General features: G+C 59.4%; 13 protein-coding genes. 9 read left to right on the plus strand and 4 right to left on the minus strand.

What is annotated here, in order from left to right; genetic code table 11:
• The first annotated feature begins 124 nt into the window (after nt 1–124).
• From benA to BI292_RS11625, 4 genes are all read left to right on the plus strand, one after another.
• Nucleotides 125–1,486 (plus strand): benzoate 1,2-dioxygenase large subunit, encoded by a 1,362-nt coding sequence (benA, locus tag BI292_RS11610; protein ID WP_101207958.1) that lies wholly within the window; start codon nt 125–127, stop codon nt 1,484–1,486.
• The gene (benB, locus tag BI292_RS11615) at nt 1,486–1,974 is read left to right on the plus strand and encodes a benzoate 1,2-dioxygenase small subunit (protein WP_101207959.1); all 489 of its coding nucleotides are present in this window, start codon (nt 1,486–1,488) and stop codon (nt 1,972–1,974) included. Before benA ends, benB begins: the two co-directional genes overlap by 1 nt.
• A 10-nt stretch (nt 1,975–1,984) precedes the next feature.
• Nucleotides 1,985–2,998 carry a benzoate 1,2-dioxygenase electron transfer component BenC gene (benC, locus tag BI292_RS11620; protein WP_101207960.1) on the plus strand — a complete coding sequence of 338 codons (1,014 nt, stop codon included), beginning with the start codon at nt 1,985–1,987 and terminating at the stop codon, nt 2,996–2,998.
• 170 nt (nt 2,999–3,168) lie between these two features.
• Nucleotides 3,169–3,942 (plus strand): 1,6-dihydroxycyclohexa-2,4-diene-1-carboxylate dehydrogenase, encoded by a 774-nt coding sequence (locus BI292_RS11625; protein ID WP_101207961.1) that lies wholly within the window; start codon nt 3,169–3,171, stop codon nt 3,940–3,942.
• A 6-nt stretch (nt 3,943–3,948) separates the two neighbouring features.
• On the opposite strand, the gene BI292_RS11630 is transcribed toward BI292_RS11625, so the two are convergent.
• Complete coding sequence (locus BI292_RS11630) at nt 3,949–4,311, minus strand: NUDIX hydrolase (RefSeq protein ID WP_092269435.1); 363 nt, start codon at nt 4,309–4,311, stop codon at nt 3,949–3,951.
• Between the two features lie 223 nt (nt 4,312–4,534).
• Between BI292_RS11630 and BI292_RS11635 the strand changes: the two genes are divergently transcribed.
• Nucleotides 4,535–4,726 carry an SPOR domain-containing protein gene (locus BI292_RS11635; protein ID WP_101207962.1) on the plus strand — a complete coding sequence of 64 codons (192 nt, stop codon included), beginning with the start codon at nt 4,535–4,537 and terminating at the stop codon, nt 4,724–4,726.
• 174 nt (nt 4,727–4,900) lie between these two features.
• Complete coding sequence (locus BI292_RS11640; RefSeq protein ID WP_092269429.1) at nt 4,901–5,236, plus strand: hypothetical protein; 336 nt, start codon at nt 4,901–4,903, stop codon at nt 5,234–5,236.
• Between the two features lie 76 nt (nt 5,237–5,312).
• Here BI292_RS11640 and BI292_RS11645 read toward each other — a convergent pair whose 3' ends face one another.
• Nucleotides 5,313–5,870, minus strand: a complete 558-nt coding sequence (locus BI292_RS11645) for an Rrf2 family transcriptional regulator (RefSeq protein WP_092269426.1) — start codon at nt 5,868–5,870, stop codon at nt 5,313–5,315.
• Nucleotides 5,871–6,145: 275 nt separating this feature from the next.
• On the opposite strand from BI292_RS11645, the gene BI292_RS11650 reads away from it, so the two are divergent.
• Nucleotides 6,146–7,348, plus strand: coding sequence for an NAD(P)/FAD-dependent oxidoreductase (locus BI292_RS11650; protein ID WP_101207963.1), 1,203 nt, complete (start codon nt 6,146–6,148; stop codon nt 7,346–7,348).
• Nucleotides 7,349–7,689: 341 nt separating this feature from the next.
• Nucleotides 7,690–7,905 (plus strand): molybdopterin-binding protein, encoded by a 216-nt coding sequence (locus BI292_RS11655; protein WP_059404251.1) that lies wholly within the window; start codon nt 7,690–7,692, stop codon nt 7,903–7,905.
• Between the two features lie 15 nt (nt 7,906–7,920).
• On the opposite strand, the gene BI292_RS11660 is transcribed toward BI292_RS11655, so the two are convergent.
• Together BI292_RS11660 and BI292_RS11665 are read right to left on the minus strand one after the other, a co-directional pair.
• Nucleotides 7,921–8,553, minus strand: a complete 633-nt coding sequence (locus tag BI292_RS11660; protein WP_092269420.1) for a response regulator transcription factor — start codon at nt 8,551–8,553, stop codon at nt 7,921–7,923.
• A gap of 39 nt (nt 8,554–8,592) precedes the next feature.
• Nucleotides 8,593–9,948 (minus strand): cache domain-containing protein, encoded by a 1,356-nt coding sequence (locus tag BI292_RS11665; RefSeq protein ID WP_101207964.1) that lies wholly within the window; start codon nt 9,946–9,948, stop codon nt 8,593–8,595.
• A gap of 270 nt (nt 9,949–10,218) precedes the next feature.
• Here BI292_RS11665 and BI292_RS11670 point away from each other — a divergent pair.
• Nucleotides 10,219–12,069, plus strand: a 1,851-nt coding sequence (locus BI292_RS11670) for a carbon starvation CstA family protein (protein ID WP_101207965.1), incomplete at its 3' end; no start/stop codon positions are given.

A 12,069-nucleotide genomic window follows, 5' to 3' on the forward strand; every position in this document is an offset into this window, starting at 1 on the left:
TCTGGCTGCTGCATGCATAACCTGCTGCACTAAACGGACAAAGGTCTGCAGCCAGCGGATAGTCCGCCACACAGCCCCGTCCTACATTGGCCCTGCCTGAATAAAAACAATGGAGGCGGCGGCCATGTCCCTGCGACCCGAATACCTTCACTCCCTGCTCGAAGACGACAAAGACACCGGCATCTATCGCTGCAAACGCGAGATGTTCACCGACCCGCGCCTGTTCGACCTGGAGATGCAGCACATCTTCGAAGGCAACTGGCTGTACCTGGCCCACGAAAGCCAGATCCCCAATATCAACGACTTCTACACCACCACCATGGGCCGCCAGTCGATCTTCATCGCCCGCAACAAGGCCGGTGAACTCAACGCGTTCCTCAATGCCTGCAGTCATCGCGGCGCCATGCTCTGTCGGCACAAGACCGGCAACAAAAGCTCCTACACCTGCCCATTCCACGGCTGGACGTTCAACAACTCCGGCAAGCTGCTCAAGGTCAAAGACCCCGCCGCAGCCGGTTATCCGCCTAGTTTCAATTGCGACGGCTCCCACGACCTGACCAAAGTCGCGCGATTCGAGTCCTATCGCGGCTTTCTGTTCGGCAGCCTCAAGGCTGATGTGCTGCCGCTGGTTGAGCACCTCGGCGAGTCGGCAAAAATCATCGACATGATCGTCGACCAGTCCGCCGATGGCCTGGAAGTGTTGCGCGGCTCCTCCAGCTACATCTACGAAGGCAACTGGAAACTCACCGCCGAAAATGGCGCCGACGGTTACCACGTCAGCTCGGTGCACTGGAACTACGCCGCGACCCAGAACCAGCGCAAGCAACGCGAGGCCGGTGACAGCAACCCGACCATGAGCGCCGGCACCTGGGCCAGGCAGGGCGGCGGTTTCTACTCGTTCGACAAAGGCCACATGCTGCTCTGGACGCGCTGGTCGAACCCCGAGGACCGGCCACTCTACGAGCGCCGCGACGAGTTGGCCCGCGACTTCGGCCAAGCCCGTGCCGACTGGATGATCGAGAATTCGCGCAACCTGTGCCTGTACCCCAACGTGTACCTGATGGACCAGTTCAGCTCGCAAATCCGCATCGCCCGGCCGATCTCGGTCAACCGCACCGAAATCACCATTTACTGCATCGCCCCCAAAGGTGAAAGCGACCACGCGCGGTCGAGCCGGATTCGTCAGTACGAGGACTTCTTCAACGTCAGCGGCATGGCGACGCCGGACGATCTCGAAGAGTTTCGTTCATGCCAGACCAGCTATCAGGGCAGCGTCACGACGTGGAACGACATGTCCCGTGGTGCCGAACACTGGGTCGAGGGCGCCGATGAAGCGGCGCGGGAAATCGATCTGCATCCGCTGCTCAGCGGCGTGCGCACCGAGGACGAAGGTCTGTTCGTGCTGCAACACAAATACTGGCAACAGACCATGCTCAAGGCGCTGGCCGCCGAGCAGTCCGAGCTGATTGCCGTGGAGGCCGTGTGATGACCATTACCTATGACGCCGTGCGCGATTTTCTCTACCGCGAAGCGCGCTTCCTCGATGACAAACAGTGGGACCAATGGCTGGAACTGTACGCCCCGAACGCGACGTTCTGGATGCCATCGTGGGACGACAACGACGAGCTCACCGAAGACCCGCAACGGGAAATCTCGCTGATCTGGTACGGCAACCGCACCGGCCTTGAAGACCGCATCTTCCGGATCAAAACCGAGCGCTCCAGCGCCAGCGTGCCGGACACCCGCACTTCGCACAATTTGAGCAACATCGAGCTGCTGGAGCAGGCCGACGGCGCGTGCAAGGTGCGCTTCAACTGGCACACCCTGAGCTTTCGCTACAAGACCGTCGACAGCTACTTCGGCAGCAGTTTCTACACCCTCGATGTGCGCGGCGAGACCCCGCTGATCACGGCGAAAAAAGTCATCCTGAAGAACGACTACGTTCGCCAGGTCATCGACGTTTATCACTTGTGAGGTGGCCGTCATGACCCATTCCATTGCATTCAATTTCGAAGACGGCGTCACCCGTTTCATCGACGCCAATGTCGGCGAAACCGTGGCCGATGCCGCGTACCGCCAAGGCATCAATATTCCACTGGATTGCCGCGACGGCGCTTGCGGCACCTGCAAATGTTTCGCCGAGGCCGGCCGTTATGATTTGGGCGAGGAGTACATCGAAGACGCGCTCAGCGAGGACGAAGCCGCGCAAGGTTTTGTCCTGACCTGCCAGATGCGCGCGCAAAGCGATTGCGTGGTCCGCGTGCCGACGTCGTCGCAGGTGTGCCGCACGCAGCAAGCCAGCTTCGAGGCCAACATCAGTGCCGTGCGCCAGTTGTCCGACAGCACCATTGCGCTGTCGATCAAAGGTGAAGCGTTGAGCAAATTGGCTTTTCTGCCGGGGCAATACGTCAACCTCGGCGTGCCCGGAAGTGAGCAGACCCGCGCCTATTCGTTCAGCTCATTGCAGCGCGATGGTGAGGTCAGTTTTCTGATTCGCAACGTCCCCGGCGGCTTGATGAGCAGCTTCCTCACCGGCATGGCCAAGACCGGCGACAGCATCACCCTGGCCGGGCCGCTGGGCAGCTTTTACCTGCGTGATATTCGGCGGCCGCTGTTGTTGCTGGCGGGTGGCACCGGACTGGCGCCGTTCACCGCCATGCTCGAGAAAATTGCCGAGCAGGGCAGCGAGCAGCCGTTGCATTTGATCTACGGCGTGACCAACGATTTTGACCTGGTCGAACTCGACCGCCTCGAAGGCTTCGCCGCGCGCATTCCCAACTTCAGTTTCAGCGCCTGCGTGGCCAACCCGGACAGCCAACATCCGCTCAAGGGCTACGTCACCCAGCACATCGAGCCACGGCACTTGAACGATGGCGACGTCGACGTCTACCTGTGCGGTCCGCCGCCGATGGTCGAAGCGGTCAGCCACTACATTCGCGAGCAAGGCATCGCCCCGGCGAATTTTTACTACGAGAAGTTTGCGGCCAGCGCGGGGTAAACCTTCGTTTGCGCAGACAGCCGTCCATTGTGGGGCGAGCTTGCTAGTGAAGAGGTCGGGACATTCAGCGTTGATATTGTCTGGCAGGGCGCTTTCGCGAGCAGGCTCACGCCTACGGGGATTGGGTCCCGGCAGATACGCCGTATCTGGCCATTGGTCACGAGGTTGGTATGAACAGATTTAAAGACAAAGTCGCGCTGATCACTGGCGCCGCGCAGGGCATTGGCCGGCGCGTCGCCGAACGGATGGCGGCGGAAGGGGCGCAGTTGATTCTGGTTGATCGCTCTGAATGGGTGTTCGAGGTGCAGAAAGATTTGGCCGCGTTTAGCGAGGTGCTGGCCCTGACCGCCGACCTCGAGGACTACAGCGAATGCACTCGCGTGATGAGCACCGCCGTCGAGCGTTTCGGGCGTCTGGATGTGTTGGTGAATAACGTCGGCGGGACGATCTGGGCCAAGCCGTTCGAGCATTATCAGCCTGAGCAAATCGAAGCCGAGGTGCGCCGCTCGTTGTTCCCGACCTTGTGGTGTTGCCATGCTGCGCTGCCATTCATGCTCGAGCAGGGCAGTGGCGCGATCGTCAATGTTTCCTCGATTGCCACGCGCAGTGTCAATCGAGTGCCGTACGGCGCGGCGAAGGGCGGGGTCAACGCGCTGACCGCGTGCCTGGCGTTTGAAACGGCCGGGCGCGGGGTTAGGGTCAACGCCACGGCGCCGGGCGGCACCGAGGCGCCGCCACGGCTGATCCCGCGCAACACTGCCGAGCAAAGTGCGCAGGAAAAAGTCTGGTATCAGCAGATCGTCGATCAGACGCTCGACAGCAGTTTGATGAAACGCTACGGCACGCTGGATGAGCAAGCCAGCGCCATCCTGTTTCTGGCCAGCGACGAAGCGTCGTACATCACTGGGATGATCATGCCGGTCGGCGGTGGCGATCAGGGCTGAGGCGCATTACAAACGCCGCTGAAACGCCCGCACGATGCGCAGCGTGGCGTCGCTGATGTTGAGGTTTTGCACGGCGTCCAGCGGATGCCACAGGCAATCGGTGATTTCATTAAGCGGCCGCACATCGTCCAGATTGATCACCGACGCTTCATAAACGTGGTGGCGGGTGCTGCCTGCTTCCAGTTCCATCAGGTAGAGCATGCCGTCGACGCCAAGGCCGGTTTCTTCGGCCAGTTCACGGGTTGCCGCGTTCATGGTGGTTTCGCCGCGCTCGACTTTACCGCCGGGCAAGGTCCAGCGACACCGGGGCTTGCGCACCAGAAGGACGTGTCGGTCTTGCTCGCAAATAACGGTGGCGCGTACTTTCATGTGTTACCCAATTGCCGGTTGTCACAAAACAGTCATAAAAATGCAATATTCGGGCCGAGGCCCCGTGTTTCGTCGCCTTCAGGTGTTCGACTGCTGGCGCTTGCGGAAAGTGCAACCTGCAAGGGAATTGGCTCGCGCGACGTCTGGTCGGCACCTTGGCGGACGTCGGGTGTAAGGTAAGCGCGTCGATTGTGGTTTTTCACTGCCCAGACAGGAGGTGACCATGAGCATTGAAATGCTGACCAAACTGCACATCAACGGTTATGACGTACTCAGCGTTAACCACGGCCCGTGGCGGGTGTGCACCAAAGGTGACCGGTTGGGCGCGTTCGCCAGCCGCGAAGAAGCCCTGGCATTCGCCTCAGCGTTGCCGGTGTACAAGGCGCGGGCGAGCCGGCCGGCGAATAGCCGGTAGGCAATGATGAGCAAAAGCAGCCCCGGCATTTGTCGGGGCTTTTTCATGGGGGAGCAATAATGCAGCGTCCAGCGGCGCAGGGCGGCGGTCGGTTAGCTGGTTTTCGCTGATCGTTTACTGGATGTCTGCGCGTCTACGCGCTACATTCGCCGTTTTTCAGGATGAGGAAGCGTCATGCGGATGTTGATTGCGGGGGTAGCGGTGGCTATGTCGGCGGGTTGTTCATTGCCTGCGTCTTTGGTGCCCGGTGAGCCCAATGTCAGCAAGTACAGCGCCAAACCGCCTAAAGAGTACGCCGCGTGCGTGCTGCCGTTGTGGCAGGCGCAAGTGTCGAAGACCCATCAGATGGGCATTTCCAACGGCTACCGGTTGACTGCGCCGAGCATCATCACGGCGGACGAGATCCTCGACATCGTCAAGTCCAAGGACGGCAGCCGGGTTTCGCTGTATCAAGGGCCGCCGTGGGCGAAATCGGCTGCGATGCGCCAAGCGGTGCGCGACTGCCTGTAAGGTTTGATTGCAGGACAGAACGGATAAAAAAGCAGAAACGAGCGTTTCTGCTTTTTTTTGCTTTTCGGCGGACAGGCTAGTCGGTGATGTCGGTCACGGCGATGGAGTGCTCGGTGGTTGCTGAGGTTTTCTTCTCGCGCCGATCGGTCAGCCAGTCATCGACTTGCCCGGAAAACTCTGGCGGCGCCTTGCGTCCGACCTTTCTCGCGAGGTCGATAATCGTCGTCTGCGCGAGCGCGTCTTCCATGCGTTTCTGCGCCGTCATCATCGCTCCATGCACTGCGCAGCGACCGTCCAGCGCCCATTCCGGCGCCGAGCCTTCGAACAGCGCGCAACGCCCGCGGATCTCGCGGCAATCAAAAATCAGCTTCTGGCCATCGATCGCATTGACGATGTCGAGCAAGGTGATTTCATCCGCCGGCCTGGCCAGTTTGAAGCCGCCACGCACGCCTTCAGTGGCCACCACCAATTTTGATTTGGCGAGTTTGGTGAAGATTTTCGCCAGATAGTCCAACGGCACGCCTTGCAGTTCTGCGAGGTCGCGCACGCTCGCTTCCCGCGAATCACCGCCATGGCCCACCAGAAACAGCAGGCAGTGAATGCCGTACTCGACACCTGCACTGTAAAGAGACATATCAATCTCCGACTAAAGTTGTCGCAAATATTAGCAGCGAGGCAGGAGGGTGGCAACGCGCTTTATTGTGCTGCTTTGCTCTTTCTCTGATCGCCGCGAGTTAGCTAGCCCCGGTTTATGCGGGTTGCGTAGATGGATCGAAAAATCAGATTGGAATGATCAGTAAAGTTGACTTGTGCGGATGAAGGGCGACCAATAGAGTCGTAGTTATTGGCGACAAGCAGTCGCAGTTTCCAAAAAGATTCATCACCTGGTTTACCTCTCGGAGCACAACAATGAAAAAGCAGATTCTGGTTATCGGCGCAGGTTTTGGCGGAATGTGGACAGCCTTGAGCGCCACCCGTTTGTTCGATATTCATCAGCACGACGGCGTCGAAGTGACCGTATTGGCCCCGCAGGCCGAGCTGCGGGTGCGTCCGCGCTTCTACGAACCGAACGCACATCAACTCGCCGCGCCAATCGACAAACTGTTCGACGCCGTGGGTGTGAAGTTCGTCCAGGGCGCTGCTGAAACCATCGATGTCGCGGAAAAATGCGTGGCGTATCTCGATGCCTTCGGCGCAAAAAAGGTGCTCAGCTACGACAAACTCGTTCTGGCCACCGGCAGCCGTCTCGCTTCGCCGAACACGCCGGGCGTGGTGCAACACGCATTTGATGTCGATCAGATCGAACAAGCCGTGCGCCTGGAAAATCATTTGAAAGCCCTCGCAGACCTGCCGCAAAGCAATGCGCGCAACACCGTGGTCGTTGCCGGTGGCGGTTTTACCGGTATCGAAACTGCGACAGAAATGCCCGCCCGTTTGCGCGCAATCCTGGGCGAGCGCGCTGAAATCCAGGTGATCATCGTTGATCGCGGCGACAAGGTTGGCGCCTCCATGGGCGAAGAAATCAGCCAGTCAATCGCCGAGGCGAGCACTGAGCTCGGCGTGAAGTGGCAGTTGAAATCGTCGGTGGTCGCGGTCGATGAAAACGGCGTGACGCTCGCCGATGGTCAGCGCATCGACGCTAAAACCGTGATCTGGACCACCGGCGTGCGCGCCAGCACCTTGACCGAACAGATCCCCGGCCAGCGCGATGGCCTCGGCCGTTTGCACGTCGATGCACATCTGAAAGTGATCGGTCAGGACGACATTTTTGCCACCGGTGATGTGGCTTACGCGGCCAGCGACGAAATCGGCAATCATGCGCTGATGACTTGCCAGCACGCCATCGTCCTTGGTCGGCATGCGGGCAACAACGTGGCGGCGCAGTTGCTCGGCGTCGAACCAACACCTTACAGCCAACCGAAATATGTCACGTGCCTGGATCTCGGCGCGTGGGGCGCGGTCTACACCGAGGGTTGGGATCGCCAGGTCAAGCTGGTCAAACAGGAAGGCAAGGCGCTTAAAACCACGATCAATACCGTTTGGATTTACCCGCCCGAGGCCAATCGCGAGGCCGCGTGGGCCGCTGCAGATCCACTGATTCCGATTGCGTGAGCACTAAATTCCGCACAAATAGTGTTGATATATAAGGGCTTACGGAGCTAATTAACTGAACGGTGCGTAGAAATATCTTGTTTCAAAGTGTTTTAGTAGGTTAATATCGCCCCGCGTTCACCACCACGGTTTATGCATTTTTAAGTCCCAGGCGTCCATCAGCTGCCTGGGATTTTTTTTTGCCCGCGATTTGAGTTTCACAGCGATTAACGCCTATCTCTTATATTCATTTAAAGAATAACCAAATCGTTATTTATTCCTTTTGTTGTTTCGGCAAGCGGTGCATGTTGGAGGCCTGCACTCAGTACCCACTTGCCAAACAACAGACAGGAAGCCGCCACATGACCATCAAAGCGATCAACGTGCGTAACCAGTTCAAAGGCGTCATCAAGGAAATCGTCGAAGGCGAAGTGGTTTCCGAAATCGATGTGCAAACCGCGTCCGGCATCGTCACGTCGGTGATTACCACGCGCTCGGTGCGCGACCTGGAATTGAAGATCGGCAGCGAAGTGATCGCGTTTGTGAAATCCACCGAAGTGTCGATTGCCAAGCTCTGATCGCGGCGATGCCGTTCAGCGTGAGATCAAGCCGCGTTCGATCGCGTAGTTGAGCAGCGCCGCAGGCTTGTCGATGTTGAGTTTGCGGCGAATGCTCAGGCGATGGGTTTCCACCGTGCGCACGCTGATGTCGAGCTCGCGGGCCATTTCCTTGTTGTTCAAGCCCAAGACCATTTTGCACAGGACCTCGCTTTCACGCGGGGTCAGCTCGTTGTCGGTCGGGCGTTCGGCGGCGAGTTTCTGCGCGATTTCAGCGCTATAGAATGTGCCGCCGCTGGCAATCGCTTCGATCGCCGCAATGATCTCCCGCGAAGGTGAATTCTTCAGCACATAACCGCTGGCGCCGGAGCGCACGGACTCGCTGATGTACTCGTTGTTGTCGTACATGCTGAGGATCAGGATTTTGATCGATGGGTAGTCGCGGCGCAGAACCCGGGTCAATTCCAGGCCGTTGATGTCCTTGAGGCCAATGTCCACCAGCAGCAAATCCGGCTGGGTCCGGGCGACCATTTCCAGCGCGCTCGCGCCACTGTCGGCTTCACCGACAATCGCCAGAAAATCCACGACCGCCAGCAACGCGCGAATGCCTTCGCGGACCAGCGAATGATCGTCGACCAGAGCGACGCGGATCGGGAAGGGCAGGCTCATCGGTTCTCTTCTCTTATAGTCGTTTGACGCGAAGCGGTTTCAACCGGCCGGCGCAGTCATGGGCAACAGCACGTTCAGTTCGCTGCGGCCCGGCATTGAATGCAGGTCGAGGCGGCCGCCAAAATGCTCGACGCGCTCGCGAATATTGCGCAGGCCGATGCCGGCGTTCAAGCGGTCGATGCGATTCACATTAAAACCGATGCCGTCATCCACCACGATCAGGCGCAATGCCTGCGCCGAGCCCTGCAAGGTAATCGAAACCGTGCTCGCCTGGGCGTGGCGTTCGATGTTGGTCAAGCCTTCCTGGGCGATGCGAAACACCGCCACCGCGGCGCCGTCGACCAGATCGCAGTCAAACAAGTCGCTTTCATAATTGACCTGCAAACCGCTGCGCTGCTGGAACTCGGCGGCCAGTTGGCCGATGGCGGCGGGCAGACCGAGGGTGTCGAGCAGCGACGAACGCAAGTCATGGGAAATGCTCCGGACCTCGCCGATGGCGCTGCCGAGTCGCTCCGTTGCCTCACGCAAAATCGCCAGGCCATTGTCGCGCCCGGCCTCAATCAGATGGCTGGCCAATTCGAATTGAAACTTGATCGACACCAGCAGTTGGCTGATGCCGTCATGCAATTCCCGCGAAACCCGCGAGCGTTCTTCTTCCTGCAAACTGACGATGCGCTGGTTGAGGCGCTGGAGTTTTTTGTCCGCGAGTCGATGTTCGCTGACGTTCAACGTCATGCCGCTGACAAACACCAGCAACACCGCAATCAGCGCGACGGCGGTGATTGCCAGCATCGTCCCGTGGATACCTTGCGCGACTTCATCGCGCGCCTGTTGCGTGGCTTGTTCGACGTCTTCGAGGTAGATGCCGGTGCCGAGCATCCAGCCCCAGCGCTCGAGCATGACCACGTAAGCAAGCTTCTCGGTGACGGCGCCGGTCGAGGGTTTTTTCCACGCATAACGCTGGAACCCGGCACCGGATTCGGCGCTTTTCAGCAGTGCCTGAATCACCGGCAAACCGTGCGGATCGGTCATGTTCCACAAGTCCTGGCCGACCAGATCGGACTGGCGCGGGTGCATCAGGCTGCGGCCCTGGCGGTCGTAGACAAAAAAGTAACCGTCGAGACCGAAGCTGAGTTTGCGCAGTTCTTCGAGCACGCGCTGCTGCGCCGTCTCATCGCCGGTGCCGTCGGCGTACAGCGGCTCGATCAGACTTTTGGCCATCTCCACGTAGTTTTTCAACTCCGCGCGTTTGCTCGCCAGAATGCTGTCCTCGATCAACTGCGCCTGTTGCTCGCCGAGTTGCCGGTTCTGGAACATCACCAGCGCGCAAATGACCGCAATCGCGAGGATCAGCGGCAAGATACCGAGGGCGACGATTTTGTGTTTGAGCTGCATGTTCCCTCCTGTCGAGACCGGACGGGTGACGGATGGCGGGCATCATAGGGCAAAAACCGCTGCACTTGGCCAGCCTTGCGCGCCGCCGGACTGACGGAAAAACCATTCTGCGTAGAACTACGTAGACGAGCCTTACGTAGTTCTGCGGATTCCGCTGCTGGCGACATGCGCGGATATTAGGCGGCCTCGCGCCCGACTGTCCGTTGTGGAGCGGGGACCCATTATAAAAATTTCGCCGCGGCCTATCGGACTGCCGGCAGGAGACACGCAATGACCCGTCTGGTTAAACACCTCGCCTGGTTTGTCGTGGCTGTCATTGGAGCGATTGCGCTGAGTGTCGTGGCCCTGCGCCGCGGCGAAGCGATCAACGCCCTCTGGATCGTCGTCGCCGCCATCGCCATCTACCTCGTTGCCTACCGCTATTACAGCCTGTTCATCGCCAACAGGGTGATGCAACTCGATCCCACTCGTGCCACGCCCGCCGTCATCAACAATGATGGCTTGGACTACGTGCCGACCAACAAACACATCCTGTTCGGTCACCACTTCGCCGCCATTGCTGGCGCGGGGCCTTTGGTCGGTCCGGTGCTGGCAGCGCAAATGGGTTACTTGCCCGGCACGCTGTGGCTGATTGCCGGCGTGGTGTTTGCCGGCGCGGTGCAGGACTTCATGGTGCTGTTCCTGTCGACGCGGCGTAACGGCCGCTCGCTCGGCGACATGGTCCGTGAAGAAATGGGCCGTATCCCCGGAACCATCGCGCTGTTTGGCTGCTTCCTGATCATGATCATCATCCTCGCGGTGTTGGCGTTGATCGTGGTTAAAGCCTTGGCTGACAGCCCGTGGGGCATGTTCACGGTGATGGCGACCATTCCGATCGCGATGTTTATGGGCATTTATATGCGCTACATCCGTCCGGGGCGCATTGGCGAAATCTCGTTGATCGGCGTGGCGTTGCTGCTCGGTTCGATTTTCGTCGGTGGGCAGATTGCGGCTGATCCGCAGTGGGCCAAAGTCTTCAGTTTCACCGGGGTGCAGATCACCTGGATGCTGATTGGTTACGGGTTTGTCGCGGCGGTGCTGCCGGTCTGGCTGATTCTGGCGCCGCGCGATTACCTGTCGACGTTCCTCAAAATCGGCACCATTCTCGCGTTGGCAGTTGGCATTCTGATCACCATGCCTGAGCTGAAAATGCCGGCGCTGACGCAATTCATCGACGGCACCGGGCCGGTGTGGAAGGGCGGTTTGTTCCCGTTCCTGTTCATCACCATTGCCTGTGGCGCGGTTTCCGGTTTCCACGCACTGATTGCTTCCGGCACCACGCCGAAACTGCTCGCCAGTGAGGGCCACGCGCGGTACATCGGTTACGGCGGCATGCTCATGGAATCCTTCGTCGCGATCATGGCCATGGTCGCCGCTTCGGTGATCGAGCCGGGCGTGTATTTCGCCATGAACAGCCCGGCCGCTGTGGTCGGTGCCGACGTGGTGACTGTCGCGCAAACCGTCAGCAGTTGGGGTTTTGCGATTACCCCGGAAGCGCTGCAAGCGGTCGCGCATGACATCGGCGAAACCACGATCCTGGCGCGTGCCGGTGGTGCGCCGACGTTGGCGGTGGGGATCGCGCAGATCTTGCACAGCGTGCTACCGGGTGAAAACACCATGGCATTCTGGTACCACTTCGCCATTCTGTTTGAGGCGTTGTTCATCCTGACGGCGGTGGACGCGGGCACGCGTGCCGGGCGTTTCATGCTTCAGGATTTGCTGGGCTCGTTCGTTCCGGCGCTGAAACGCACCGAATCCTGGACCGCCAACCTGATCGCCACCGCCGGTTGTGTGGCGATGTGGGGCTGGTTGCTGTATCAGGGCGTGATCGATCCGCTGGGCGGGATCAATACGTTGTGGCCGTTGTTCGGCATCTCCAACCAGATGCTCGCCGGCATCGCGCTGATGCTTGCCACGGTTGTGCTGATCAAAATGAAACGCCAACGCTACATCTGGGTGACCATGCTGCCAGCGGTCTGGCTGCTGATCTGCACCACCACGGCCGGTTTCATCAAGCTGTTCGACGCGAATCCGGCGATCGGCTTCCTGTCGCTGGCGCGTAAATACAGCGATGCCTTGGCC

Source organism: Pseudomonas sp. 43NM1, from assembly GCF_002836905.1.
GTDB lineage: Bacteria > Pseudomonadota > Gammaproteobacteria > Pseudomonadales > Pseudomonadaceae > Aquipseudomonas > Aquipseudomonas prosekii.